Below are 25,667 nucleotides of genomic sequence, written 5' to 3' on the forward strand. Positions count from 1 at the left end.
GGACACACCATGGGCATCGATCTTCCTCTCCTGTGGGCCATCATCATCGCCTTCGGCCTGATGATGTACGTCATCATGGACGGCTTCGACCTCGGCATCGGCATACTCTTCCCCTTCGTGCGCGACCGCGAGGACCGCGACACCATGGTCAACAGCGTGGCGCCGGTGTGGGACGGCAACGAGACCTGGCTGGTGCTGGGCGGGGCGGCGCTGATGGCCGCCTTCCCCATCGCCTACGCGGTGGTGCTCAGCGCGCTCTACCTGCCGCTGATGCTGATGCTGGCCGGCCTCATCTGGCGCGGCGTCGCCTTCGAGTTCCGCTTCAAGGCCGACGAAAGCCACAAGCCCTTCTGGGACAAGGCCTTCATCTGGGGCTCCTACATGGCCACCGTCTCGCAAGGGGTGGCTCTCGGCGCCTTCATCAACGGCTTTGCCGTGGAGGGCGGCGCCTATGCCGGCGGCGTGTTCGACTGGCTGACGCCGTTCAGCCTGTTCACCGGTGTCGGCCTCGTCGTCGCCTATGCGCTCCTGGGCGCCACCTGGCTGGTGATGAAGACCGAGGGCGGCTTGCAGCGGCGCATGCGTCAGCTCGGCAAGCCGGTGACGCTCGTCGTGCTGGCGACCATCGTCGCCGTCAGCATCTGGACGCCGCTCGCCCACCCGGACATCGCCGGGCGCTGGTTCGCGCTGCCCAACCTCTACTATCTCGCACCGGTGCCGGTGTGCGTGGCGCTGGTGGGCTGGCTGTTGATCCGCACGCTCTCCGCCGACACCCACGCCGCGCCCTTCGCGCTGTCGCTGGCGCTGCTGTTCCTGGGCTATTCCGGGCTGGCGATCAGCCTGTGGCCGAACATCATCCCGCCGTCGATGTCCATCTGGCAGGCGGCAGCCCCGCCGCAGAGCATGGGCTTCGCCCTGGTCGGCGCCCTGTTCATCATCCCCTTCATCCTCGCCTATACCGCGTGGTCCTACTACGTGTTCCGGGGCAAGGTGAAAGCCGGGGAGGGCTACCACTGATGGCCGGCGAGAAAGCACCCAAGGGCCTGTGGCTGCGCCGCGTCGGCTGGCTGGTGGCCATCTGGGCCGGCAGCATCGCCGCGCTCGGCGTGGTGGCGATGGCCTTCCGCCTGCTGATGAATCTTGCGGGGATGAAGAGCTGAGGGGAGAGAGGGTGCCCTATATCGGCGTTGCACCCTTTTCTGCCTGAGGTCCTCGCCTGCGCAAGGATGACAGAACTATATAGAGGGACAGTGGGAGAAGCCGCTCGCAAGCCTCCCACACGGCTTCACCGCCATTACGCGGAACGCAACGTTCGCAAGTGCGCGCAACCGCTATCCGATTGATACATATATATAAATTGTCATCCTTGCGCAGGCGAGGACCTCAGGCAGGAAGGGGCGAGGGGTTGATATCGGTCTCCCTGCTTCAGGGAGTGCGATATCGGGCTCCCGCTCCCATCATGATGTCCCCCGCTGCCTGGGCCGTTCCCTCCGGGGTGTCAGCGCAGCAGGGCGAGCCTTGAGAGCGTGAGGCGGCATTGCCGGCAGAGCGGTTCGTTCCTGCCGCCGCGATAGTAGCTCAGCGCGATCACCGCGCCGTAGAGCGCCCAGGCCTTGCCGCGCAGCCAGTCGCCATCACCAAGCGCGAGGGCTTGCCGGAAGGTGTCGCGCGCGGTGGGGTCGATCCAGGACCAGGCCACGGCGTAGTCGGCGGCCGGGTCGCCGGTGGCGGCGAGGCCCCAGTCGATGACGCCGGCGAGCTTGCCGCCCCGGGCGATCAGATTGTCGGCCTTGAGGTCGCCGTGCAGCCAGACCGGCGGGCCGGCGTGCCGCGCCGAAACGGCGGACGTCCAGAGCGCCACGGCGGCGGCGGCGTCGATCTCGTCGGCGACGGCGTCGATGGATGCGAGCGTCGCCTCGGACATGTCCTCAAGGGCAACGCCGCGTCGGTGGTTGTCCGGGCCGGCGACGGGGGCGCCGTCGGTGGGGCAGGCCCGCAGGGCTTTCAGGAACGCGGCCAGCGACAGGGCGGCGGCGGTGACGTCGCCGATGGCGTCGGGGCTGGCGATGTCGCCCTCCATCCAGTCGAAGATGCCGAACGGGCAGTCGATGCCGAGGTTCACGCGGCCCTGATGGCGCGGGACGGGGATGTCGAGCGGCAGGCCGGCAAGGCGCGGCAGCCAGTCGAGCTCCTTGCGCAGCGCCGGGACGGCCGAGGGCCGGCGGGGAATGCGCAGCACGAGCTTGTCGCCGATGCGGAACAGGGCGTTGTCGGTGCCGGTGGAGTTGACCCGATGCAGCGGAAGATGCGCCCACTGCGGCGTCTCGTGCGCGATCAGGCGGCGGGCGAGGGTTATGGTGACCGGAAGATCGTCGCTGTGCATGGTGACAGCTATAGGGCGATTTTGATGACGGGACCAAGAAGGGGCGAGGGGATATCGGGCGCGTTGGGGCTCGGGGGAGCGCGATATGGGCCAATGCGATTTCTCGTCCTGAGGTCCTGCGCATGAAGCGCAGGATGACAATTAATTGATATGAAACAAGGAGATGCGTTGCGTTTTCGCTGCGCTCTCGGTCACCAAAGGAGGCTCCGGCTCCCATCATGCTGTCATCCTGCGCTTTAGGCGCAGGACCTCAGGCCGGAAGGGGCGAGGGAGTGATATCGGGCGCGTTGGAGCTCGGGGGAGCGCGATATGGGCCAATGCGATTTCTCGTCCTGAGGTCCTGCGCATGAAGCGCAGGATGACAATTAATTGATATGAAACAAGGAGATGCGTTGCGTTTCCGCTGCGCTCTCGGTCACCAAAGGAGGCTCCGGCTCCCATCATGCTGTCATCCTGCGCTTCATGCGCAGGACCTCGGGCCGGAAGGGGCGAGGGAGTGATATCGGTCTCCCTTGCGTGAGGGAGCATGATATCTGCCGTTGCTGTTTCTCGTCCTGAGGCCCTCTGCTTTCGAGAGAGGGGCGCAGGAAAGGGATATGGGGGGCGGCTTGCCGCTGGCCTTTTCTCGCTAGTTCGCCGCCTATTTCCCGTTCTCCGGCCGGAACTCGATCTCTATCGCCACGTCGACCTCGTCGCCGAGCGCCGGGAGAGCGAAGGCGAGGCCCCAGGTGGAGCGTTTGAGGCGCATGTGGCCGGAGAAGCCGAGTTTGGCGATCTTTTCGATCGGGTGCTCGGCCATGGAACCGTTGAAGGTGACGTCCATCACCGCCGGGTGGGTTTGGCCACGCATGGTCAGCTGGCCGAACACCTGGCCGGTGTTTTCGCCGTCAACGACGATCCGGTCCGAGACGAAGCCGATGGGGCTGCCGGCCAGGAAATCTGCGCCGGCGCCGATCTTGGCGTCGAAGTCCTCCTTCTGAGGGAAGGGGAAGTCGGTGCGGACCTCAAGCGGGTCGATCTCGACGGTCAGCGTCGATTGCGCGGGAGCCTCGCGGTTCCAGTCGAGCTTGGCCCTGGCGCCGACGAAGCGGGCCGTGTAGCGCGAGAGACCGAAGTGATCGATGCGCCAGGTGACGCTGGTGTGAGGGCCGTCCTGCTCATAGCGGCCGCTCGGGGCGGGGGAGTCTGGCGCGGCGAGCGCCAGGGTGGGGCAGGCGAAGAGAAGCGCTGTCAGCGTCAGTTTGGCAAACATGGTCTGTCTCGTGAAAATGGGTGGGGAAGAAGCCGGGGCAACCGTCGCCGCGCCGGCTGCACGCAACGCAGCGGGCCGAGCCGGGGCCGGCGGCGACGAGGGTCTTCGGAAGGCTCATGCCGCGAGGCCGACGCTGAGGCGGAGGGCCTGGAAATCCGCCTCGGTCAGCGACGGGCGGATGGCGAACTCGACCACGGCGGCGAAGACCTCGCCCGGCATGGCCTGGAGCATGCCACCCACCAGCGCGGCGCGCTGATCGGGGTTCATGGCCGGCAGCATCATGCGGGTGAAGGCCATGTTCTCTTCCGGCGGCAGCGAGCCGACGATGCGCATCTCGATCGCCAAGAGTTCCTCGTCGGAGAAATGCCGCCAGAGAAGCGGGGCGGTGACGGTCTCCTCCTCGTGCATGTGGGCGAAATCGTCGGCGATGTAGGCGGCGAAGGCGAGGTAGAGCGCGCGGCCGGCCTCGGCGCGGTGGGCGGCGGGGGCAGTCTCGACGGAAGCGATCTTGCCCTCGAGGACGGCGAAGGCGGCGCGGTGCTCCTCGTGCTGTTCGTCGACCAGTTCGGTGGCGATGCCGCGCCCGTTCAGGGCGGCGTGGATCTCGCCGTCCTCGTGGCGGACATGGGCGGCGGCCATGGCGAGAAGACGCCGGAGATCGGCGAGCAACTTGTCGGTGGCGGCGGCGTCGCCAAAGTCGTTTGAGCCAAGACGGGCAAGAAGAAGGCACTGGGTGCGGCGCAGGCCCTTGTGAATATTGCCGTAGATGTCGTAGCGGCCATCCAGCGCGGGAATGCGGCTCAGGAAATCTGGGTGGGTCATGGTGGTCTCCGTGGGAAATCTTCATCGCCGCGCCATTTTTCGGGCGGCGAGGCGATCCAATACAGTCGGCCCACGGACCGGGCTTCCTAAAAGCTTGCTAACGGGGCCGCCGGCTTCCTAAGATTTTCCTATCGCCCGTCGCCCACGTGTACCGGCGCGGGGGCGCGTGCTAAAAAGCCGGCGGTTCCCCCGACCTGACCGGAGGTGTCCGATGCTCGAGGACGATGTCGCCGCCTTCCTCTCCGGCAACGTGATGATCATCGCCGCCACGCGCGACGCGGCGATGCGGGCGCATGTCGGCCGGGGCTGCGGCGCCGATTTCGATCCGGATGTCGGCGACCTCACGCTGCTGGCCTCGTCGACGCAGTGGCCCGCGTTCCACGCCAACGCGCGAAGCGGCGCGCCAATCGCCATGACCGTCTGCCAGCCGGACACCTACAAGTGCCTTCAGCTGAAGGGCCAGATCATCGACGTTCACGAGGCGACCGAGGCGCAGAAGGCGCGCGGCCAGCGCTATCTCGACGCCATGCTGGCGATCATGGCCGATCTCGGCGTCAGCCGGTTGCAGCTCTCCACGGTGTTCTCCAACGCCGACCTCGTCGCCATCCGCTTCTGGCCGGTGGACCTGTTCATCCAGACGCCGGGGCCGGAGGCCGGCGAGCGGGTGCGGAGGGAGCCATGACGCGCGTGCCGCTGGAGGCCATCCGCGACAGCTTCGAGGGCATCATGCCCTCGGTCATCGCCACCACCGACGCCTCGGGCATTCCCAACCTGTCGTATCTGTCGCACGTCCACTACATCGACGGCGACCACGTGGCGCTGTCCAACCAGTTCTTTTCCAAGACGGCGGCCAACGTGCAGGCCACCGGGCAGGCGACCGTGGTGGTGCTGGACGGACGCACCGGCCTTCAGCACGTGCTCGACCTGACGTTCGAGAGTTCGGCCCAGTCCGGCCCGATCTTCGAGCGCATTTCGGCCCAGCTCGACGTGATGGCGAGCCTGCAGGGCAAGTCGCACATGCTGAAGCTCAGGGCCGTCGACCTCTACCGGGTGGAGGATTGCCGGCGCATCGATCCCATCGCCCCGCTGGAGGAGCCGCCGCCGAAGGCGGTGGCCAACCGCGACCTGCTGGTCGAGGCCGCCGCCGTGACCGGGGAGCTGACGCGCATCACCGACGCCGAGGTGCTGCTGGACCGCAGCCTGGAGCTTCTGGACGAGCGTTTCGGCTTGCGCCACGCCATGATCCTTCTCGCCGACGGCGAGGGACGGAAGCTGACGACGGTGGCGAGCCGGGGCTATCCGCACTACGGCTTCGGCGCGGAGATCGCCTTCGGCGACGGCATCGTCGGCATCGCCGCCGAACGCTGCCTGACGCTGCGCATCGCCGACATGCGGCGCGGCCAGCGCTACGTGTCGGCCGTGGCGATGGCGAGCGGCCTGGCGCGCGAGGCCATTCCCCTGCCGGCCATCGCCGAGCCGCAGTGCCAGATGGCCGTGCCTCTGGTGGCGGGCGGCCGGCTCTCCGGCGTGATCTTCGCCGAGTCCGAGGAGAGTTTCGCCTTCTCGCATGCCGACGAGGCGGCGCTGGAAATCGTCGCCCGGCAGCTGGCGGCGAGCCTCGCCCTGTTCGAACTGACCGATGCCGTGGGGGAAACAGGCGCGCGCGGCGCGGCGGCGAGCGGCGCTGCGGTGGACGCCGAACCGGCCTTCAGCTTCCAGTTCTTCCCGCGCGACGGCGGCGTGTTCATCGACAACGACTATGTCATCCGGGGCGTGCCGGGGCGGCTGCTGCATCACTTCGTGCGCTGCTATGTCGAGACCGGGCGCTGCGACTTCTCCAACCGGGAGATCCGCCGCGACCGTGCGTTCAACCTGCCCGATTTCAAGGACAACTTGGAAACCCGCCTGATCCTGTTGCGCCGCAGACTGGAAGAACGCGGCGGCCCCGTGCGCCTTCTCCGCCCCGAGCGGGGACAGATCCGGCTGGTGATCGAGGGCGTGCCCGAGATCAAGGTGGTGGAGGCGTAGCGGCCTGGCTTGCCGCCAAAGGCGAAGGGCCGCCTTCGGGGCGGCCCTTGCAGGGTTGGTGTCGACTTGAAGGGCTCTCTCAGCGGACCGAGCGGATCATGGCGATCATGATGACGCCGATGACGGCGACGACGGCGACCGTGGGGAAGATCATCTGGTAGCCGATGGCCGAGATGGCGATGGCGGCGATGGCCGGGCCGAGGATCTGGCCGCCGGTGTTGGCGAGGTTGAGCACGCCGAGGTCCTTGGCGGCGGTGGCCGGGTTGGGCAGCACCTCGACGTTGAGCGCCTGATCCACCGAGTTGAAGATGCCGGTGCCGATGCCGGCGATCAGCGCGTAGACCAGCATGGTCCAGGGCGCGGTGGAGAAGAAGGGCACCAGCGCGCCGACGGCCACCATCAGCCCGGCGAGCGCCACCGGCCCCTTGCGGCGGCCGATCTTGTCGGAGATCGGGCCGGCCACCAGCGCCATGCCCAGCGCCGTGACCATCAAGATGATGGAGATCAGCTCGATCTGCCGGCCGACGTCGCCCTCGGCCACCTTCAGGTAGTCGGTGAGGATGAACAGCTGGTAGCCCTGGATGGCGAAGGTGGCGGTTGTGATCATCAGCTTGCCGAACAGGGCGAGGTAGTAGTCGCGGGCGTTGCGGCGGGGGATGGAGAAGTTGTCGAGGATCATGTCGCGGCTGAAGGCGCGCTTGGGCATCGGCCGGCTGGAGGCCTCGCGCATGATCAGCGCCGAAAGCGGCCCCGACAAAAGGATCAGCACCGCCATGGAGACGAAGCCGGTCATCAGGTCGTCGAGGAAGCGGGCGTTGAAATACTGCCCGCCGTAGAGGCCGAGGGTGAAGCCGAAGGCGTAGATCGACGAGATGGTGCCGCGGTGGGCCGGGGCGATCCGGTCGGAGATCACCGCCAGGAGCGGCGCGACGATGGCGTTGAGGAACACCTGGAAGATGCACCACTCGACGAGCAGCAGGCCGACGCTGTCGGCCTTGCCCATCAGGATCAGCATGGCGGCCGAGCCGACGGAGCCGGCGATCAGCCAGGGCGTGCGGCGGCCGAGGCGCGAGCGCGTCAGGTCGGACAGCGCGCCGATCAGGATGTTGGCGACGGTGGCGACCACCATGGCCGCGATCGACAGCATGGCGATGATGTTGGCCTTGTTGCCGGGATCGATGATGGCGACGCGGGCCGGCAGCAGCACGGTGGCGGTGCCGAAATAGGGCCCGAGCCAGAGCAGCACGCCGGCGCAGAGCGCGATGCCCAGGCGATAGGGAACGCGCGGCTGCTCGGCATCGCCGATGGACGCGGACCAGGAGAGGGCGGCTTCGCCCTCGGACGAAGGGACAGAGGTCATGGGAAATCTCCGAAGGGATCGACCACGCCGCCGGGGATCAGACGCTGATGCCCGGCGGCGGGCCGGCTCGGCAAAAGGGGGGGGTCAGTTGCCGGCGATCTTGCCAGTGACGTTGCCAGAGACGTTGATGGTGGCGGTGAGACGATCGGGATCGCCCCAGAAGCCGGCGGCTTCGACGCGGACGAGACCGGATGCGACGCGGATGCGGCGGGTGGCGGCATCCCAGCGGCCGAGCGGCAGCAGCGAGGCGGCCACCTCGACCGTCTTCCGCTCGCCGGCGGCCAGCTCCACCACGGCAAAGCCGAGCAGCTCGCGCTCGTCGGCCCGGTCGCCGTCGGTGCGTGCGCCATAGACCTGCACCACGTGATGGCCGGCCATGGCGCCGGTGTTGGCCACCGAGACGCGGAGCTTGAGGCTGTCGGCGCCGGCCGGGTCGACCTGCATGTCGGAGAGGCGGAAGGCCGAGTAGGACAGGCCGAAGCCGAGGGGGAAGTCGGCCGTGACGCCGTTCTTCTGCATCAGGCGATGGCTGTACCAGTGGTCGTAGGTGATGGCCTTGGCGTCGCGGTCGAAGAAGGGCGTGTCCTTGGCGTCGGCCGGGATCGGGTAGGGCAGGCGGCCGCTGGGGTTGCGCTTGCCGAGCAGCACGTCGGCCAGCGCGTGGCCGCCCTCCATGCCGGCGTACCAGCCGATGAGGATGGCGGGCACCAGGTCCTTCCAGTCGTGGACGATGACGGCGCCGGCCGTCTCGATCACCACGACGGTGCGGGGATTGACGGCGGCCACGGCCTTGATCAAGGCCACGTCCTCCGGCAGCAGGCCCAGCGACAGGCGGTCACCGCCGGCCTTGCCGCCGCCGACCACGCTGGTGCCGCCGCCGAGGGCTGCGAGCACCTTGTCGCGCTGGGTCCGCTCCGCGTCGTTCCGGGCCTCGGGGTAGAGGGCGAGGAGGTCGGCGCGGGTTGCCACCGAGCCGTCGACGAACTCGCCTTCGTCGGCCGAGGTATAGCCGACGACGACGACGGCGGCGTCCGCCTTGGCGGCCAGCGCGGCGGCCTTGGCCGGATCGCCCGAGGCGTCGGATTTGAGCGCCACCGAGGTGCCCTCGAGCGCCTTGCCGAGGCCGGCGAGCGGGGTGACGACATAGGGCGCGCGCACCGACGACGAGCCGAGGTCGCCGGTGTTGGGCGTGTCGCAAAGACGGCCGACGACGGCAAGCGAGGCGAGCTTGTTCGGGTCGAGTGGCAGCACCGGGGCGGCGCCGGCCTTTTCGTTGCGCAGCAGCACCATGGCGCGGCCGGCCGCCTCGCGGGCGAGGGCGACGTGATCGGTGGAGGCGACCACCGACGGCGCGGGGTCGGCGGCGTCGCGCTCGGCGTAATAGCGCAGCTGCGTCTTCAGGATGCGCAGGCCGGCGCGTTCGACGTCGGCCCAGGAGCACTTGCCGCTGTCGAGGTCGGCCGGCAGGCGTTCGCCGCGCTGCTGGCGCATCGGCGCCTCGACGTCGAGGCCGGCGACGAGGGCCTTGCCGCCGTCGCGCATGCCCCAGATGAAGTCGGTGATGACGAAACCGTCGAAGTGCCAGGTGTCGCGCAGCGTCTTGGTCAGCAGGTCGGCGTTCTGGCCGGCCCAGGTGCCGTTGACGGAGTTGTAGGAGCTCATCACCGCGAAGGCGCCTTCATCGATGACGCGCTTGAAATGCGGCAGGAAGGTCTCCTGAAGGTCGGCCTCGGCAATGGTGACGTCGACCGAGAAGCGGGCATTCTCCATGCTGTTGAGCGCGTAGTGCTTGGCGCAGGCCATGGCGTGGTGCTGGATGCCGCGCGTCAGCGCCGCGCCCATTTCGCCCAGGATCACCGGCTGGTCGGAATAGGTTTCCTGCACCCGGCCCCAGGCCGGATGGCGCGGCAGGTTGATGCAGACGCCGCCGAAGAAGTTGGCGCCGAGGGCGCGGATTTCCCGGCCGATCACCTCGCCGACCTTCTCTTCCAGCGCCACGTCCCAGGTGGCGCCGCGCGCCATGGAGACGGGGAAGCAGGTGGAGCGGCCGAGAACCGAGCCGCGCGGGCCGTCGGCGAAGCGCACGCCGGGAACGCCCAGCCGGTCCACCGCGCCCATGACGTAGGGATAGACGTTGTAGCCGTCCTCGACCAGGCTGAGCATGCCTTCCCAGAAGGGCTGGTCGCCGCCGAGCAGCGACAGGCGCTCGTCGGCGGTCATGCGGGCATAGAGCGCGCGGGCTTCGTCGGCGGGGTTGGCGCCTTTGCGCACCCGGTCGACGGCCTGGCTGAAGGTTTGGTTGAGAGCTTCGGGCGCCGAAGACGCAGCATCGGGCGCCGCCTCCGTGTGGTGGCGGTTCAGGGGCATTCTGGTCCTCCCTCGAGTAACGCGATGCGCCTTACTTAATACATACTAGGTATTCTGTAAAGCCGGGGCGTGACGCTGACGGAGGCGAAAAAGATGTGCTATAAGAAGGCCATCCGTGAATTTACGAAGAGAGTTGATTCCCTTGGCCCGCGCCCTTTCCCCCCCGCCCCGCCTGACACGCGAGCGCAAGTCGGCCGATGCGCGCCGCTCGCAGATCATCGAGGCGGCGACCCAGCTGATCGCCGAGCGGGGCTTCTGGGGGGTGACGCTGAGGGATGCCGCCGTGCTCTGCGGCATCACCGAAGCCGGCGTGCTGCATCATTTCCAGAACAAGGCGCGGCTGTTGATCGCCGTGCTGGAATATCGCGACGAGGCCGACTTCCAGGCGCTGGCCGGGCTGCTCGGGGTGAGCCGGGAAGACATCGACCTCGATCCGCTGCCGGTGACGCTGCGCCAGCTCTGCACCGCGCTGATCCGCCGCAACGCCGGCCAGCCGGAAATCGTCCGCCTCTACAGCGTGCTCAACGCCGAATCGCTGGAGCCGACGCACCCCGCCCACGGCTATTTCCAGGACCGGGAAGACATGGCGCTGGGCCTGTTCGCCCGCTCGATCCGGGGCGTGCCCAACGCCGAGCATGTCGCCCGCCACGTGCTGGCCCTGATGGACGGCCTGCAACTGCGCTGGCTGCGCAAACCCGACGAGATCGACCTGCTGGACGAATGGAACAGCCTCTTCGACCACGCCTTCGCCGATGTGGTGGCAAGGTAGGGGGAGAGGGGGGAGGTGAGGGAGCTTGTGAGCGCTTTATCCCGCTGTATCCTTTACATAAATTGTCATCCTGCGCTTTAGGCGCAGGACCTCGGGCAGGATGGGGCAAGGGGCTGATATCGGTCTCCCCTTGGGTGCGGGAGCTTGATATGGGCCGAGGACATTTCTCGTCCCGAGGTCCTCGCCTGCGCAAGGATGACAATTTATATAAATGATACAAGCGGATAGCGGTGCGCCTCCTTTTCGATGTGCCATGTTCGCGTGTGGCTGGCGAGAGCGCGACGGGAGCTTGCGAGCGGCTTATCCCACTGTTTCCTCTATATAAAGCTGTCATCCTTGCGAAGGCGAGGACCTCGGGCAGGATGGGGCGCGAGGCTGATATCGGGCGCCCTTGGGTGAAGGAGCTTGATATGGGCCGAGGAGATTTCTCGTCCCGAGGTCCTGCGCCTCACGCGCAGGATGACAGGAGAATGATATATAATTCAGTGAGATAGGCGTTGTGTTGGGGGGTGTTTCGCCCTCTATTCACGGTGCTTCGTGCGTGGGGAGAGTTCGTGAGCGGCTTATCCCACTGTATCCTCTACATAAATTGTCATCCTGCGCTTTAGGCGCAGGACCTCGGGCAGGATGGGGCAAGGGGCTGATATCGGTCTCCCCTTGGGTGCGGGAGCTTAATATGGGCCGAGGAGATTTCTCGTCCTGAGGTCCTGCGCCTCACGCGCAGGATGACAGGAGAATGATATATAATTCAGTGAGATAGGCGTTGTGTTGGGGGCGCCCTCTATTCACGGCGCTTCGTGCGTGGGGAGAGTTCGTGAGCGGCTTATCCCGCTGTATCCTCTACATAAATTGTCATCCTGCGCTTTAGGCGCAGGACCTCGGGCAGGATGGGGCGCGAGGGTGATATCGGTCTCCCCTTGGGTGCGGGAGCTTGATATGGGCCGAGGAGATTTCTCGTCCTGAGGTCCTGCGCCTTACGCGCAGGATGACGGTCGTCTTATATATAACAATAGGATAGCCGCGCTCTCGCGCCCGCTCGGTTTAGCCGTGGACGAGGTTTTTGGAGATGTCGGCGGCGACGGCGCAGATGCGTTTGGCGAGGTCGGGGAAGTCGTCCGGCGAGACTTGCAGCACGGTGCCGACGGCGCTGATGGCGGCCACCACGTTGCCCTGCCGGTCGAACACCGGGGCCGAGACGCAGCGGACGTTGAGCATGTCTTCCTCGTCGTCGGTGGCCCAGCCGCGGGCGCGTACGCCCTGGAGATGCTGGCGCAGGGCGTCGGCGTCGGGCAGGGATTTCGGCGTCCGGGCCACCCATTCGATCTGCGAGATCAGCCGCTCGCGCGCCTCGTCGGGCTGCCAGGCCAAGAGCACCTTGCCGAGCGACGAGCGGTAGAGCGACAGGCGCTTGCCGACCCAGGTGTTGATCTTGATGTCCTGATCGGCCTCGACCTTGGCGAGGTAGATGGGGGACTCGCCTTCGAGCACGCCGAGGTGGCACGTCATGGCCACATCCAGCGACAGCGCCTTGAGATAGGGCAAGGCGACGCGTTCGATGGTGCGCTGATCGGCGGCGATCGCCCCGAGTTCGGCGAGCTTGAGGCCGAGCAGGTAGCCGCCGTCGGGCGTCGGTTGCAGGGCGCCGACCTCGCGCAGGGTCGAAATCAGCTGATGGACGGTGCTCTTCGGCAACCCCAGCGTCTTCTGGATGGCGGTGAAGCCGATGCCGGCCTCGCGACTCACCAAGTCGAGGATGGCGAAGGCCTTGGGAAGCGCCGGCACCATGGGGCGCCCGCCCGGTTCGCTGTCGCTTTTCGTGTTCACCATCGTTGACCTTCGTTGCCGATTTTCAACCGGTTGGCGATGGTCTAGCCGGAAACCAACCGCCTTGCCAAGGGCGGGCCGGACCGCCATCGCGCTCCTCAGTCGAAGACCCTACGCGTTCATGCTGACCGCTCGTGAGGCGGTTCCGCCTTGCCCAATCCCCGACAGGAATGCTAGCTGTTCTGTATAGAGATCATGGTTCTAAGTACAGAACAATTAGCACGGCAGGAGATCATGCAGTCTTTCACGCTCAGAGGCGTCATTCCCCCCGTTCCCACCATCGTCGACCAGGCCGGCGCATTCGACCCCAAGGGCATGGCCGCGCTGCTGGAGCGTGAAATCGCCGCTGGCATCCACGGCATGCTGATCCTCGGCAGCGGTGGCGAGTTCTGCCACATGAGCCTTGCCATGCGCAAAGAGGTGGCCGAGTTCTGCGTGCGCCACGTCGCCGGCCGCGTGCCGGTGCTGATCGGCATCGGCGCTTCGGCCACCGCCGAGGTGATCGAGCTGGGCCAGCACGCCAAGGCCTGCGGCGCCGACGCGGTCCTGGTGGTCAACCCCTATTACGCCACGCTGAGCCGGCCGGCCCTGATCGCGCACTACAAGGCGGTGGCCGCCGCCGTCGACCTGCCGATCATGCTCTACAACTTCCCCGGCCTCACCGGGCAGGAGCTGACGGTCGACCTGGTGCTGGAGCTGGCGCTCGCCTGCCCGAACATCGTCGGCATCAAGGACACGGTCGACACCATGAGCCACACCCGGGCGCTGGTGACCACGGTGAAGGGCGCGCGGCCGGACTTCCTGGTGTTCTCGGGCTTTGACGAATACATGCTCGACACGCTGTTGATCGGCGGCGACGGCGGCATTCCGGCCACGGCCAACTTCATGCCGACGATCACGCTCGGCATCTACAACGCCGTCGAGGCCGGCGACTTCGCCGCAATGCGCGCCGGCGCCCGCCAGTTGGCCAAGCTGATGCCGATCTATGGCCTCGACCAGCCGTTCTTCGGCCTCGTCAAGGAAGCCATCCGCCTGACCGGCACCGACATTTCCACCGCCGTGCTGGCGCCGTCGCTCGTGCCGTCGGACAAGATCAAGGCCCAGCTTCTGGCCGTGCTGCGTGCCGCCGGCGTGCTGCCCGCTGCTTGAGTTTCGCGTCGCCGGTCGTCCAGAGCACCCGCTGATCAGGTTGAATCAACCTGATCGAAAAGCGGCTCCCCAGCAAATGCTCTAGGCGACCGGCCTGCCCCAATAATGTCAAAGGAGAGGAAAATGGTGTCGCTTCCAAATATCAAGACTGTCCGCGCTTTCTTCATGGGCGGTGCGACGGCCGAAAAGGGCAAGGGTGGAGCCGATTATCACGACCAGGGCGGCAAGCACTGGATCGATGACCACATTGCCACGCCGATGAGCAAGTACAAGGACTACGAGCAGTCTCGCCAGTCGTTCGGCATCAACGTGCTCGGCACGCTGATCGTCGAGGTCGAGGCTGACAACGGCGTCAAGGGCTTTGCCGTGTCGACCGGCGGCGAGATGGGCTGCTTCATCGTCGAGAAGCACCTCAACCGCTTCATCGAGGGCAAGTCGGTTTCCGACATCAAGCTGATCCACGACCAGATGATCGGCGGCACCATGTATTACGCCGGCTCCGGCGGCCTCGTGATGAACACCATCTCCTGCGTCGACCTGGCGCTGTGGGACCTGTTCGGCAAGGTGGTCGGCCTGCCGGTCTATCGCCTGCTGGGCGGCGCGGTGCGCGACGAGCTGCAGTTCTACGCCACCGGCGCCCGGCCGGATCTGGCCAAGGGCTTCGGCTTCATCGGCGGCAAGATGCCGACCCACTTTGGCCCGCACGACGGCGACGCCGGCATCCGCAAGGACGCGGCCATGGTGGCCGACATGCGCGAGAAGTGCGGCCCGGACTTCTGGCTGATGCTCGACTGCTGGATGAGCCAGGACGTCAACTACGCCACCAAGCTGGCCCATGCCTGCGCGCCCTATAACCTCAAGTGGATCGAGGAGTGCCTGCCGCCGCAGCAGTATGCCGGTTACGCCGAGCTGAAGCGCAACGTGCCGCCGGGCATGATGGTCACCACCGGCGAGCATCACGGCACGCTGCAGTCGTTCCAGACGCTGTCGGAGACGGGCGTCGACATCATGCAGCCGGACGTCGGCTGGTGCGGCGGCCTGACCACGCTGGTCGAGATCGCCGCCATCGCCAAGGCCAGGGGGCAGCTGGTGGTGCCGCACGGTTCGTCGGTCTACTCGCACCACGCGGTGATCACCTTCACCAACACGCCGTTCAGCGAGTTCCTGATGACCAGCCCGGATTGCGCGACGCTGCGCCCGCAGTTCGACCCGATCCTGCTGGGCGAGCCGGTGCCCGAGGGCGGCCGCATCCACAAGTCGGTGCTCGACAAGCCCGGCTTCGGCGTCGAGCTGAACCCGGCCTGCGAGATGAAGCGCCCCTACACGCACTGACCGCGACCAACCACTGGCGCGGTCGTCGATGAGAGAGATCGGCGGCCGCTCCCCCTTGAGTATTTCCGGCGAACTCCGGTTCGCCAAAGATACTCTAACGCCTTGTTCTACCACAGTTTCAGCAGAACCGGCCCCCGCTTTTGCTGAAACTGCTCCAGCCCACAAATCCGAACTTCAGTTTCGGGAGGACTACCTTGACAATCGCATCCGAACGCCTTGACGGCGTCGTGGCCAAGACGCGCTGGCGGCTGATCCCGTTCATGCTGGCCCTTTACATCCTCGCCTTCCTCGACCGCTCGAACATCGGCTTCGCCAAGCAGGCCTACCAGCTCGACACCGGCCTTTCCAACGAGGCCTTCGCGCTGGGCGCCGGCATCTTCTTCGCCGCCTACGCCTTCCTCGGCGCCCCCGCCAACCTGATGATGAAGAAGGTGGGCGCGCGCAAATGGATCGGCTTCACCACGCTGGTCTGGGGCGTCCTGTCGGCCGCCATGGCCTTCGCCGACACCGAGTGGAAGTTCCTGGTCGTCCGCACGCTTCTGGGCGCGGCCGAGGCCGGCTTCTTCCCCGGCATGATCTACCTCACCTCGCAGTGGTTCCCCTCGAAGGTGCGGGCGTCGATCATGGGCCTGTTCTACATGGGCGCGCCGCTGGCCCTGACGCTGGGCTCGCCGCTCTCCGGCGCCCTGCTCGAGATGCACGGCTTCGCCGGCTTCCCCGGTTGGTTCTGGATGTTCCTGATCGAGGGCGCGCTGGCCATCCTCGCCGGCTTCTACACCTTCGCCTATCTCGACAACCGTCCGGAAGAGGCGCGCTTCCTCACCGCCGAGGAGCGGGCGATCCTGGTGGCCGAGCTTGCCAAGGAAGACACGCGCAAGACCGCCTCGCGGCTGATCGACGGCCTCAAGGACCCGCGCGTCTGGCACCTCTCGATCATCTACATGATCATCCAGATCGCCGTGTACGGCCTGATCTTCTTCCTGCCGACGCAGGTGGCGGCGCTGATCGGCACCACGGTGGGCTTCAAGGCGTCGCTCGTGGCCGCCGTTCCCTGGGTGGTCGCCCTGTTCGGCACCTATTACATCCCCCGCTACTCCGACAAGACGGGTGAGCGCCGGCTGATCGCCGCCGCCACGCTGGCCGCCGCCGGCCTTGGCATCGGCATCTCGGCCCTCTCCGGACCCACCGTGGCGATCATCGCCCTCTGCGTGGCCGCCGCCGGCTTCATCGCCGTGCAGCCGGTGTTCTGGACCATGCCTACGGGCATCCTGTCGGGCACGGCGCTGGCCGCCGGCATCGGCTTCGTCAACATGTTCGGTGCCTTCGGTGGCTTCTTCGCCCCGATCATCCGCGTGAAGGCCGAGACGATGTTCGCCAACCAGTCGGCCGGCCTCCTGACGCTGGCGGCTATCGCCCTCGTCGGCGCCGTCGCCATCCTGATGCTCAACCACCGCCGCGCCGCCCAGCCGGCCGCGACCTCCGAGCTCGCGCACTGAGGGGGAGAGCCCTTCCGAAAACAGCCGGCCGCGCCCCGCTTGATTGCGAGGCGCGGCCGGTGTCGCATAAGTGAAATGATATAACGTTACATGTGTGCGGTCACCGATCGCGCCCCTTTCGGCGACCACGGGAAGACCGGTCCCCCGGTTCCCCGGCGCCCCCACTGAAGAAGAGCGGTGGGGGCGCGCTTTTGCTTTTGGGGGGAGCGCTTGGGTGGGGAGAGGGAGACCTATATAGGCCTCTCGCTCCGTTCTGCCCGAGGTCCTCGCCTTCGCAAGGATGACAATTTATATAGAGGGGCAGTGGGAGGAGCCGCGTGCGAAGCCCTGAAACGTCATCAGCGCCATGATGCGGGGCAGGACGCTTGCAGGTGCAGGCACACCGCTATCCGACTGTATCATTTATATAAATTGTCATCCTTGCGAAGGCGAGGACCTCGTGCAGGAAAAAGTGAGCCGCTTATATAGATCTCCTCCTGAACCCCAACCGTTGCAGCTCCCCCGCATTTCCGCGAAGCTTGTCCCATGAATCCGGGCTGGGTCTACATCGTCACCAACAAACCGCAGGGTGTTCTCTACGTTGGCGTCACCTCCGATCTGGAGGGGCGCATCTGGGAGCATCGCAACCACATCTATCGCGGCTTCACCGACAGCTACAACTGCACGCGGCTGGTCTGGTACGAGGACTATGACGAGATCGTCGACGCCATCGCGCGCGAAAAGCAGGTGAAGCACTGGAAGCGCGAGTGGAAGATCAAGGCGATCGAGGAGATGAACCCGGAGTGGGAGGATCTGTTCGAGACGATCATGTGGTGATGGAGGGGGACCTATATCGGGTGTTGATGGGGGTAGTGGGGGACCTATATCGGCCTCGCGCCCCTTTCTGCCCGAGGTCCTCGCCTGCGCAAGGATGACAGATTTATATAGAGGAAACAGTTGGATAAGCCGCCAGCGAAGCTCTATACGGCATCACTGCCATGATGCGGAACATGGCGCTTGCAGATGCAGGCACGTCGCTATCCGCTTGTATCATTTATATAAATTGTCATCCTTGCGCAGGCGAGGACCTCAGGCCGGAAAGGGCAGTGAGGTTGATATAGGTCTCCTTTCCATCGGAAGGCCCCAGCCCATCCCGCCTCCCGAGAATGCATAGTTTTCCGGATCTCTCGTATGATCTTTTGATCTAGACATCATACTCGACTCGGTTATAAGCTCGCCTCGCATTCCGGTTTGTTCGATGTGCAACGAGCGCGCCTTTGGCGCGAGCGAGGAGTATTGCCGTGTCTTTTCGTGCCTGCCTCACCGCCGTTCTGGCGACGTCCGCCCTTGCGGCGTTTCTGCCCTCCGCCAGCCTTGCCGCGCCGCGGACGGAGCTGGTGCTGGCCATCGGCGGCGAGCCGGACGACGGGTACGATCCGGTGCTGGGCTGGGGGCGCTATGGGCATCCGCTGTTCCAGTCGACGCTTCTGACCCGCGAGGCGGATCTTTCCACGTCGCCCGATCTTGCCACCGCCTGGAGCCTGAGCGACGACCGGCTGACCTGGACGATCACCATCCGCGACGGGGTGAAATTCTCCGACGGCACGCCGCTGACGGCCAAGGACGTCGCCTTCACCTTCACCGAAACCGCCAAGTCGGGCGGCACGGTGGACCTCTCCGTCATGGAGAGCGCCGTCGCCACCGACGAGCACACGGTGGTGATCAAGCTCAAGCGGCCGTGGATCACCTTCGTCGAGAATTTCTATGCGCTGGGCATCGTGCCGGCGGCCGAATATGGCCCCGGCTATGCCCGCAAGCCGGTGGGCTCCGGCCCCTACCGCATGGTGTCGTGGACCGAGGGCGAGCAGCTGATCGTCGAGGCCAACCCGTTCTATTACGGCAAGATGTCGCCGTTTAAGCGCCTCACCTTCCTGTTCACCGGCGAGGATACGTCGCTGGCCGCCGCCAGCGCCGGCAAGGCCGACGTGGTGTCGGTGCCGGCGACGCTGGCCGACGCGATGCCCCATGGCTTTACCACCGTGGTGGCCGACACCGTCGACAACCGGGGCATCGTGTTCCCCATGCGGCGCAACGAGGGCGAAAAGGACGCCGGAGGCTACCCGATCGGCAACGACGTGACGGCCGACATCGCCATCCGCAAGGCGATCAATCTCGGGCTCGACCGCAAGGCGCTGGTGGACGCGGTGCTGCTCGGCCACGGCACGCCGGCCTATGGTCCGGCCGACGACCTGCCGTGGTCGAACCCGGAGGGCCGGGTGAGCGAGGATGAGGGCGCGGCCAAGGCGCTGCTCGATGCGGCCGGTTGGGCGCCGGGGGCGGATGGCGTCCGCGTCAAGGACGGCCTCCGCGCCGCCTTCGACGTGATCTATCCCTCCAGCGACAGCGTGCGGCAGGGGCTTGCCGTGATGCTGAGCGAACAGATGAAGCCGCTCGGCATCGCCATCACCCCCAAGGGCGACACCTGGGAGGGCATCGACCGCGTGAAGCACTCGACGCCGGTGCTGTTCGGCTGGGGCAGCCACAGCCCGCAGGAGGTCTACAGCCTCTACCAGAGCGGCTGGGCCGGCATCGAATCCTACAACGCCGGCTATTTCGAGAATGCGGCCGTCGACGGCCATTTCGAAAAGGCGCAGGCGGCGGAGAGCCTCGAAGCGTCCTACCCGTTCTGGCGGCAGGCCGAATGGGACGGAAAGACCGGTTTCTCGGCGCGGGGAGACGCCGGCTGGGCCTGGATGGTCAACCTCGACCACGTCTATTTCGTCCGCGCCTGCATCGACGTGGGCCAGACGCAGATCGAGCCGCACGGCCACGGCTGGCCGATTACCGCCACCATTCAGAACTGGCGCTGGATCTGTGAGTAACATGCCCGTCTGGTTCCGATTTGTCGCGATGCGCCTTTTCCGGCTGGCCCTGCTGCTCATCGGAGTGGCGGTGGTGGCCTTTGCGCTGGCGAAAATGTCGCCGGTCGATCCGGTCACCGCCTATCTCGGCCCCAACATCGCCAAGGTGGGGCCGGAGCAGCGGGCGCTGATCGCCGCGCGCTGGGGGCTCGACCAGCCGGTGGCGACGCAGTTCCTCGCCTGGCTTTCCAACCTCGCATCGGGCGATTTCGGCTGGAGCGCCACCTATAACGCGCCGGTCGTCGATGTGATCGGCAGCCGCGTTGCCGCCTCGGCGGCGCTGATGGGCCTTGCCTGGATGTTCTCCGGCGTCATCGGTTTTTCGCTCGGGGTGATCGCCGCCACCTTTCAGGGCGGCTGGTGCGACCGGGTGATCCGCGTCTACGCCTATGTGCTGGCGTCGACGCCGACCTTCTGGATCGCCATCCTGCTGTTGATGGGCTTTTCGGTGGCGCTGGGCTGGACGCCGGTGTGTTGCGCCGCGCCCATCGGCCTGCTGCCGGAGGAGGTGACGCTGATCCAGCGGCTGCATCACCTGATCCTGCCGCTCGTCGCCTTGTCCATCCTCGGCATCTCGCAAATCGCGCTGCACACCCGCGCCAAGATGATCGACATCCTGGAATCCGACTTCGCCACCTACGCAAGGGCGCAGGGGGCGAGCCGCCTCGACGTGGCGCTGCGCCACGGGGCGCGCAACGCGGCGCTGCCGGCGATCACCGTGCTGTTCGCCTCGCTGGGCGAGTTGTTCGGCGGCTCCATCCTGGCCGAGCAGGTGTTTTCCTACCCCGGCCTCGGCAGCGCCACCATCGCCGCCGGCGTGCGCGGCGACGTGCCGCTCTTGCTCGCCATCGCCATGGGCACGACGCTGGTCGTCTCGCTCGGCAATACCATCGCCGACAGTCTCTACGCGGTGGCCGACCCGCGCATCGATATCGCCGCCGGCGCGCCGCTCCGGGAGATCGGACCATGACCGCCGTCGCCGACGATTGCCCCGTTGCCGCCGCGCCGCGCTTCGGCACCCGCAAGGCGGTGCTGGTCGTCGCCGCGCTGGCCGCCGCCGGGCTGGCCGCCGTCATCGCCTTCGCCCTTCTGTCGGGCGAGGCCGGCGTCGCCACCGCCTTTCGGGCGCGCCTCGTCGCTCCGTCGTTCGCCCACCCCTTCGGCACCGACGCGCTCGGCCGCGACATGCTGGCCCGCACGCTGAAGGGGCTGGCGCTTTCCTTCCGCGTCGGTCTGTTCGCGGCGACGGCGTCGACGATCATCGCCCTGGTGCTGGCGCTGGTGGCGGCCAGCGGGCCGCGCTGGGCCGACGCCATCGTCGCCTATCTCGTCGACATGACCATGGGCCTGCCGCATCTGGTGCTGCTGATCCTGATTTCCTTCGCCTTCGGCGGCGGCGCCAACGCGGTGATCATCGCGGTGGGGCTCACCCACTGGCCGCGCCTCACCCGCATTCTGAGGGCCGAGATATTGCAGCTGAGGGGCGCCGAATACGTCACGGTGTCGCGCAACTTCGGCAAGTCGCCGCTTTACATCGCCCGCCAGCATTTCGCGCCGCATCTCGTGCCGCAGCTGTTGGTGGGGCTGGTGCTGATGTTCCCGCACGCCATCCTGCACGAGGCGGGGCTGACTTTCCTCGGCTTCGGCATCGAGCCGACGACGCCGGCCATCGGCGTGCTGCTGTCGGAAAGTCTGCGCTACCTCACCGCCGGCAAGTGGTGGCTGGGCCTGTTCCCCGGCCTGGCGCTGCTCATGGCCGTGCTGGCCTTCGACGCCATCGGCAATGGCCTGCGCACCATGACCGACCCGCGCGGGAGCCAGTCATGACGCTGTTTTCCGTCGATCGCCTCACGGTCGCCTTCCGCCGCTATCAGGGGCTGGTGGGCGAGGTGGATATCGGCTGCCTCTCCGACCTGACGCTCGACGTGGTGCGCGGCGAGGTGGTGGCGGTGTTCGGCGCCTCGGGGGCGGGCAAGAGCCTGTTCGCCCACGCCGCCCTCGGCCTGCTGCCGGGGAACGCCGTGGTCACCGGCTCGATCCGCTTTGAGGGCGAGCGGCTGGATGCGGCGCGCATCGCCGCCCTCAGGGGGCGGCGCATCGCCCTGGTGCCGCAATCGATCAGCCATCTCGATCCGCTGGCCACCGTGGGCCGGCAGCTCGGCTGGGCGGCGAGGCGGGCCGGGCGCAAGGGCTTCACGGCTGGCGACGCGGTGGCGGCGCTCGACCGGTTCGGGCTGGATGGGGCGGTGCTGGCACGCTATCCGCACACGCTCTCCGGCGGCATGGCGCGGCGGGTGCTGCTGGCCATCGCCACGCTGGGCGAGCCCGATCTCGTCATCGCCGACGAGCCGACCAACGGGCTCGACCCCGACAACGCCGACAGGGTGTTCGGTTACCTGCGCGGCTTCGCCGATGCCGGCAAGGGCGTGATCGTCATCAGCCACGATCTCTCGGCGGCGGTGGCCTCGGCCGATCGCGTGGCGGTGCTGAGGGATGGCGCACTGGTGGCGACCGAGCAGGCCGCGACCTTCCGCGAGGATGGCGGCGCGGGGCTGACGCCTTACGCCCGGGCGCTGTGGCGGGCGCTGCCGCAACACGCGTTTTCGGGGGTGGCGCATGCTTGAGGCGCGCGGCATCTCCTTCCGCTACGGCCCGCGTGAGCCGCTGATCGTGCGGGGCTTCGACCTTGCCGTCGCCCCCGGCGAGGTGGTGGGGCTGGCGGGACCGTCGGGGCGCGGCAAATCGACCATCGCCCGGCTGCTGGCGCGGCACCTCCGCCCGACCGACGGCGTGGTGACGGTGGATGGCGCCGTGGTGCCGGCGCGCGGGTTCAACCCGGTGCAGCTCCTGTCGCAGAGCCCGGTGTTCGCGGTCAATCCGCGCTGGACGGTGCGGCGGATCGTCAATGAGGCGTGGACGCCCGACGCCGACGCCATGCGCGCCCTCGGCGTGCGCCAGGCCTGGCTCGACCGCTACCCGCACGAACTCTCCGGCGGCGAATTGCAGCGCCTCACCATCCTGCGCGCCCTGGCGCCGGGGATGCGCTACCTCGTCGCCGACGAAATCACCTCCATGCTCGACCCGCTGGCCCAGGCGGAGATCTGGGCGGCGCTGCTGGCGGTGGTGAAGGAACGCGCCCTCGGCCTCCTCGCCATCAGCCACGACGCGCATTTGCTGGGGCGGGTGGCGGATAGGGTGGTGACGGTTTGAGGGGAGGGAGATATCGGGCTCCCCTGTTTCAGGGAGCTTGATAGGAGCTGAGGAGATATCTCGTCCTGAGGTCCCCGCCTTCGCGGGGATGACAGTTTATTGATATAAAACAAATAGTTGCGTTGCGCTTCTGGTGCGTTTCCGCTTCGCTTTCGGCGACCAGATGAGGCTCCCGCTCCTATCACGCTGTCATTCTGCGCGTGAGGCGCAGAACCTCAGGCAGGAAGAGGTGCTGAGGGAGATATCGGGCTCCCCTGTTTCAGGGAGCTTGATGTGGGCCGAGGAGATATCTCGTCCTGAGGTACACCGTGCATTCGCGAGCGAATGCACGCGGCCTTCGCGGGGATGACAGTTTATTGATATAAAGCAAAGGGTTGCGTCGCGTTTCCGTTTCGCTTTCGGCGACCAGATGAGGCTCCCGCTCCTATCATGCTGTCATCCTTGCGCAGGCGAGGACCTCAGGCAGGAAGGGGCGCAACGCCGATATCGGGCTCCCCTGTTTCAGGGAGCTTGATAGGGGCCGCAGTGTCATCTCGTCCCGAGGTCCCCGCCTTCGCGGGGATGACGGTTAAGTGATATAAAACAAATAGATAGGTCATCTCGCTCGGCCGGCCTATCCGCAAACGAAAAGGGCGCAGCCTTTCGGTCGCGCCCTTTCCCGTGTCTGCTCTGCGCCTCTTACGCCGCCCGGATCGTCGCGAGGAACCTCTTCATTTCCTCGGCAAGCGCCTGGGACTGGGCGGAGAGGTCGCCGGCGAGCGCGTTGACGCGGCCGGCGGCGTCGCCGACGTTCTGGGTGGTGGCGGCGACGGTGGAGATGTTGGCGGTGACCTCGGCGGTTCCGGCCGACGCCTGGTTGACGTTGCGGACGATCTCGTGGGTGGCCGAGCCCTGCTGTTCGACGGCCGAGGCGATGGCGGTGGAATAGTCGCTCATCGACTGGATGGTGCCGGCGATGGAGCCGATGGCGGTCACGGCGCGATCGGTCGACGACTGGATGGCGCCGATCTGGTCGGAGATGTCGGCGGTGGCCTTGGCGGTCTGGGTGGCCAGCTCCTTCACTTCCGCTGCGACCACGGCGAAGCCGCGCCCCGCTTCGCCCGCCCGCGCCGCCTCGATGGTGGCGTTGAGCGCCAGGAGGTTGGTCTGGCCGGCGATGTTGGAGATGAAGGCGATGATGTCGTTGATCTTGCTGGCGGCGTGCGACAGTTCCTGCACGATGGACGCGGTGCTGTTGGCCTCGCCGACGGCGGTCTGCGAGATCTGCACCGACTGGGCCACCTGACGGCCGATCTCGCCGACCGAGCTCGACAGCTCCTCGGCGGCGGCCGAGACCACGGCGACGTTGGCCGAGGCCTGTTCGGCGGCGGCGGCCACGGTGTTCGACCGGCCGGCGGTGTCCTCGACGTTGGCGGCGAGGTCGCGGGCCGACAGGCTGAGCGTTTCCGACGCCTGGCCGACGGCGGCGACGATGCCGCCGACGGTCGCCTCGAACAAGTCGGCGAGGCGGGCCATCTCCTGCCGGCGCAGCTCCTGGCGGGTGGCCTCGTCGCGGGCGGCTTCCTCTTCCAGCGCGCGGTTGCGCGAGAGCGAGGTCTTGAACACCTCGACCGAGGCGGCCATGGCGCCCATCTCGTCGCGCTTGCCGACGCCGGGGATGGCGGTGTCGAGGTCGCCGTCGGCGATGCGGCCGATGGCGCCGGTCATGTCGGTGAGCGGGCGGATGACGCGGCGGCGCACCACCCAGAGCACGGCGGCCGAGCCGACGACGGCGGCGATCAGCGAGCCGAGCGACACCCACAGGCTGGAGCGGCTCTGGGCGATGGCGGCGGCGAGCGCGTCGGCGGCAACGTCGAAGGCGGCGTCGCGCAGGGCGATCACCTTCTCCCACATGGCGACGGTGCGGCTGCGATAGCCGGCGCCGTCATAGGGGAACTTGCCGTCGGCGAAGCCCGGCTCCACCTCGGCGCGGATGCCGGCGAAATAGTCGACATAGCCGCTCTTGGTGTTGGCGAGGGCGGTCTTGAAGGCGGCCGGCGTGTCCTCGAGGCTGCCGAGCGCGGCGAGCGATCCCCAGATCTGGTCGGTGGGGCCGCGCAGCAGCGCCAGCTCGACCTGCCGCTCGGGGCCGACCGGCTGGGCGGCGGCGACCACGGTCTGGAACATGCCGGCGTAGCGGCCGCCATAGTTGCGCAGGTCCCAGGCGGTGGAGGCGACGTCGGCCCAGCGGAAGGCGATGCCGCTCGAGCGCGACAACAGCCGCGTTTCCGTGGCCATGACGGCGCCGGCGGCGGTGTTGATGGCGGTGAACTTCTCGGTGATCGCCTTCACCGCGTCGCCGCGCTGGTCGACGGGAAGGGCGAGCTTCTCGCCGGCGAAGGCGCGGGCGTCCTTGAACTGGGCCTCGATGCCGGTCATGGCGGCGTTCAGCGCCTCGGCGCCGTCGAGCCCGTCGGCGGTGGCCGCGTCGACGGCGGCGCGGGCCTTGGCCATCACCGCGTCGGTCTTGCCGCGCAGGGCGGCGAAGTCGGCATCGGCCTTGATCTCGTCGGGCGACTTGCTCTGCGACAAGAGCGTGGTCAGGCCGCGCTCGCCATTCATCTGGTTGGGAATGTCCGACACCGCGCGCAGCGTGGCGAGGCGAACGGCGCCCTGCTCGGCCTCGGCCAGGGCGCGGTACTGCCGCAGGGCCGCCGAGGTGGCGATGGCGCAGGCGATGAGGGCGATGAACAGGATCGAAATGGACAGAAGGCGGCTCAAGGACATGCACACAAC

General features: G+C 67.1%; 21 protein-coding genes. 14 read left to right on the top strand and 7 right to left on the bottom strand.

The window, feature by feature from the left end; all coding sequences use genetic code 11:
• The first annotated feature begins 9 nt into the window (after positions 1–9).
• Both cydB and M4J40_RS04945 read left to right on the top strand, forming a co-directional pair.
• Positions 10–1,017: a cytochrome d ubiquinol oxidase subunit II gene (gene cydB / locus M4J40_RS04940; protein ID WP_251752591.1), complete on the top strand. Its 1,008-nt coding sequence runs from the start codon at positions 10–12 to the stop codon at positions 1,015–1,017.
• Positions 1,017–1,160: a DUF2474 domain-containing protein gene (locus M4J40_RS04945; protein ID WP_251752592.1), complete on the top strand. Its 144-nt coding sequence runs from the start codon at positions 1,017–1,019 to the stop codon at positions 1,158–1,160. The genes cydB and M4J40_RS04945 overlap by 1 nt, the downstream gene beginning before the upstream one ends.
• A gap of 338 nt (positions 1,161–1,498) precedes the next feature.
• On the opposite strand, the gene M4J40_RS04950 is transcribed toward M4J40_RS04945, so the two are convergent.
• The 3 genes from M4J40_RS04950 to M4J40_RS04960 all read right to left on the bottom strand — a co-directional run bounded on the left by M4J40_RS04950 (position 1,499) and on the right by M4J40_RS04960 (position 4,457).
• Entirely contained in the window at positions 1,499–2,383 is an 885-nt protein-coding gene (locus tag M4J40_RS04950; protein WP_251752593.1) for an aminoglycoside phosphotransferase family protein, read from the bottom strand.
• Positions 2,384–3,023: 640 nt separating this feature from the next.
• On the bottom strand, positions 3,024–3,635 hold the full coding sequence (locus tag M4J40_RS04955; protein WP_251752594.1) for a YceI family protein: 612 nt from the start codon (positions 3,633–3,635) through the stop codon (positions 3,024–3,026).
• Between the two features lie 114 nt (positions 3,636–3,749).
• A complete protein-coding gene (locus M4J40_RS04960; RefSeq protein WP_251752595.1) occupies positions 3,750–4,457 on the bottom strand; it encodes a hypothetical protein in 708 nt (235 codons plus the stop codon).
• 211 nt (positions 4,458–4,668) lie between these two features.
• On the opposite strand from M4J40_RS04960, the gene M4J40_RS04965 reads away from it, so the two are divergent.
• Both M4J40_RS04965 and M4J40_RS04970 read left to right on the top strand, forming a co-directional pair.
• Complete coding sequence (locus tag M4J40_RS04965; protein ID WP_251752596.1) at positions 4,669–5,139, top strand: hypothetical protein; 471 nt, start codon at positions 4,669–4,671, stop codon at positions 5,137–5,139.
• Positions 5,136–6,485 (top strand): GAF domain-containing protein, encoded by a 1,350-nt coding sequence (locus M4J40_RS04970; protein WP_251752598.1) that lies wholly within the window; start codon positions 5,136–5,138, stop codon positions 6,483–6,485. The genes M4J40_RS04965 and M4J40_RS04970 overlap by 4 nt, the downstream gene beginning before the upstream one ends.
• Positions 6,486–6,564: 79 nt before the next feature.
• On the opposite strand, the gene M4J40_RS04975 is transcribed toward M4J40_RS04970, so the two are convergent.
• Entirely contained in the window at positions 6,565–7,845 is a 1,281-nt protein-coding gene (locus tag M4J40_RS04975; protein ID WP_251752600.1) for an MFS transporter, read from the bottom strand.
• A gap of 84 nt (positions 7,846–7,929) precedes the next feature.
• A complete protein-coding gene (locus tag M4J40_RS04980) occupies positions 7,930–10,212 on the bottom strand; it encodes a beta-glucosidase (RefSeq protein ID WP_251752602.1) in 2,283 nt (760 codons plus the stop codon).
• 115 nt (positions 10,213–10,327) lie between these two features.
• On the opposite strand from M4J40_RS04980, the gene M4J40_RS04985 reads away from it, so the two are divergent.
• Positions 10,328–10,981 carry a TetR family transcriptional regulator gene (locus tag M4J40_RS04985; protein WP_251752603.1) on the top strand — a complete coding sequence of 218 codons (654 nt, stop codon included), beginning with the start codon at positions 10,328–10,330 and terminating at the stop codon, positions 10,979–10,981.
• A gap of 1,041 nt (positions 10,982–12,022) precedes the next feature.
• Here M4J40_RS04985 and M4J40_RS04990 read toward each other — a convergent pair.
• Positions 12,023–12,808 (bottom strand): IclR family transcriptional regulator, encoded by a 786-nt coding sequence (locus tag M4J40_RS04990; RefSeq protein ID WP_251752605.1) that lies wholly within the window; start codon positions 12,806–12,808, stop codon positions 12,023–12,025.
• Between the two features lie 231 nt (positions 12,809–13,039).
• Between M4J40_RS04990 and M4J40_RS04995 the strand changes: the two genes are divergently transcribed.
• The 9 genes from M4J40_RS04995 to M4J40_RS05035 all read left to right on the top strand — a co-directional run bounded on the left by M4J40_RS04995 (position 13,040) and on the right by M4J40_RS05035 (position 22,892).
• Entirely contained in the window at positions 13,040–13,954 is a 915-nt protein-coding gene (locus M4J40_RS04995) for a dihydrodipicolinate synthase family protein (protein WP_251752607.1), read from the top strand.
• Positions 13,955–14,077: 123 nt separating this feature from the next.
• Entirely contained in the window at positions 14,078–15,286 is a 1,209-nt protein-coding gene (gene rhmD, locus M4J40_RS05000; protein WP_251752609.1) for an L-rhamnonate dehydratase, read from the top strand.
• Positions 15,287–15,480: 194 nt separating this feature from the next.
• The gene (locus M4J40_RS05005; RefSeq protein WP_251752611.1) at positions 15,481–16,782 is read left to right on the top strand and encodes an MFS transporter; all 1,302 of its coding nucleotides are present in this window, start codon (positions 15,481–15,483) and stop codon (positions 16,780–16,782) included.
• Between the two features lie 525 nt (positions 16,783–17,307).
• On the top strand, positions 17,308–17,598 hold the full coding sequence (locus M4J40_RS05010) for a GIY-YIG nuclease family protein (protein WP_251752613.1): 291 nt from the start codon (positions 17,308–17,310) through the stop codon (positions 17,596–17,598).
• Positions 17,599–18,062: 464 nt separating this feature from the next.
• Positions 18,063–19,643, top strand: a complete 1,581-nt coding sequence (locus M4J40_RS05015; protein WP_251752615.1) for an ABC transporter substrate-binding protein — start codon at positions 18,063–18,065, stop codon at positions 19,641–19,643.
• Position 19,644: 1 nt separating this feature from the next.
• Positions 19,645–20,652 carry an ABC transporter permease gene (locus M4J40_RS05020; RefSeq protein WP_251752617.1) on the top strand — a complete coding sequence of 336 codons (1,008 nt, stop codon included), beginning with the start codon at positions 19,645–19,647 and terminating at the stop codon, positions 20,650–20,652.
• Complete coding sequence (locus M4J40_RS05025; RefSeq protein ID WP_251752618.1) at positions 20,649–21,509, top strand: ABC transporter permease; 861 nt, start codon at positions 20,649–20,651, stop codon at positions 21,507–21,509. Before M4J40_RS05020 ends, M4J40_RS05025 begins: the two co-directional genes overlap by 4 nt.
• Entirely contained in the window at positions 21,506–22,306 is an 801-nt protein-coding gene (locus M4J40_RS05030; protein ID WP_251752619.1) for an ATP-binding cassette domain-containing protein, read from the top strand. Before M4J40_RS05025 ends, M4J40_RS05030 begins: the two co-directional genes overlap by 4 nt.
• Positions 22,299–22,892 (top strand): ABC transporter ATP-binding protein, encoded by a 594-nt coding sequence (locus M4J40_RS05035; RefSeq protein ID WP_251752620.1) that lies wholly within the window; start codon positions 22,299–22,301, stop codon positions 22,890–22,892. The genes M4J40_RS05030 and M4J40_RS05035 overlap by 8 nt, the downstream gene beginning before the upstream one ends.
• A 678-nt stretch (positions 22,893–23,570) precedes the next feature.
• Here M4J40_RS05035 and M4J40_RS22375 read toward each other — a convergent pair.
• A complete protein-coding gene (locus tag M4J40_RS22375) occupies positions 23,571–25,658 on the bottom strand; it encodes a methyl-accepting chemotaxis protein (RefSeq protein WP_257235110.1) in 2,088 nt (695 codons plus the stop codon).
• Positions 25,659–25,667 lie beyond the last annotated feature (9 nt).

This window comes from Pleomorphomonas sp. JP5, from assembly GCF_023721815.1.
Taxonomy (GTDB): Bacteria; Pseudomonadota; Alphaproteobacteria; order Rhizobiales; family Pleomorphomonadaceae; genus Pleomorphomonas.

Coding starts and splice junctions, on each gene's coding strand:
- cydB (WP_251752591.1), top strand. CDS start 10: ATGGGCATCGATCTTCCTCTCCTGTGGGCCATCATCATCGCCTTCGGC.
- M4J40_RS04945 (WP_251752592.1), top strand. CDS start 1,017: ATGGCCGGCGAGAAAGCACCCAAGGGCCTGTGGCTGCGCCGCGTCGGC.
- M4J40_RS04950 (WP_251752593.1), bottom strand. CDS start 2,383: ATGCACAGCGACGATCTTCCGGTCACCATAACCCTCGCCCGCCGCCTG.
- M4J40_RS04955 (WP_251752594.1), bottom strand. CDS start 3,635: ATGTTTGCCAAACTGACGCTGACAGCGCTTCTCTTCGCCTGCCCCACC.
- M4J40_RS04960 (WP_251752595.1), bottom strand. CDS start 4,457: ATGACCCACCCAGATTTCCTGAGCCGCATTCCCGCGCTGGATGGCCGC.
- M4J40_RS04965 (WP_251752596.1), top strand. CDS start 4,669: ATGCTCGAGGACGATGTCGCCGCCTTCCTCTCCGGCAACGTGATGATC.
- M4J40_RS04970 (WP_251752598.1), top strand. CDS start 5,136: ATGACGCGCGTGCCGCTGGAGGCCATCCGCGACAGCTTCGAGGGCATC.
- M4J40_RS04975 (WP_251752600.1), bottom strand. CDS start 7,845: ATGACCTCTGTCCCTTCGTCCGAGGGCGAAGCCGCCCTCTCCTGGTCC.
- M4J40_RS04980 (WP_251752602.1), bottom strand. CDS start 10,212: ATGCCCCTGAACCGCCACCACACGGAGGCGGCGCCCGATGCTGCGTCT.
- M4J40_RS04990 (WP_251752605.1), bottom strand. CDS start 12,808: ATGGTGAACACGAAAAGCGACAGCGAACCGGGCGGGCGCCCCATGGTG.
- M4J40_RS04995 (WP_251752607.1), top strand. CDS start 13,040: ATGCAGTCTTTCACGCTCAGAGGCGTCATTCCCCCCGTTCCCACCATC.
- rhmD (WP_251752609.1), top strand. CDS start 14,078: ATGGTGTCGCTTCCAAATATCAAGACTGTCCGCGCTTTCTTCATGGGC.
- M4J40_RS05010 (WP_251752613.1), top strand. CDS start 17,308: ATGAATCCGGGCTGGGTCTACATCGTCACCAACAAACCGCAGGGTGTT.
- M4J40_RS05020 (WP_251752617.1), top strand. CDS start 19,645: ATGCCCGTCTGGTTCCGATTTGTCGCGATGCGCCTTTTCCGGCTGGCC.
- M4J40_RS05025 (WP_251752618.1), top strand. CDS start 20,649: ATGACCGCCGTCGCCGACGATTGCCCCGTTGCCGCCGCGCCGCGCTTC.
- M4J40_RS05030 (WP_251752619.1), top strand. CDS start 21,506: ATGACGCTGTTTTCCGTCGATCGCCTCACGGTCGCCTTCCGCCGCTAT.
- M4J40_RS05035 (WP_251752620.1), top strand. CDS start 22,299: ATGCTTGAGGCGCGCGGCATCTCCTTCCGCTACGGCCCGCGTGAGCCG.
- M4J40_RS22375 (WP_257235110.1), bottom strand. CDS start 25,658: ATGTCCTTGAGCCGCCTTCTGTCCATTTCGATCCTGTTCATCGCCCTC.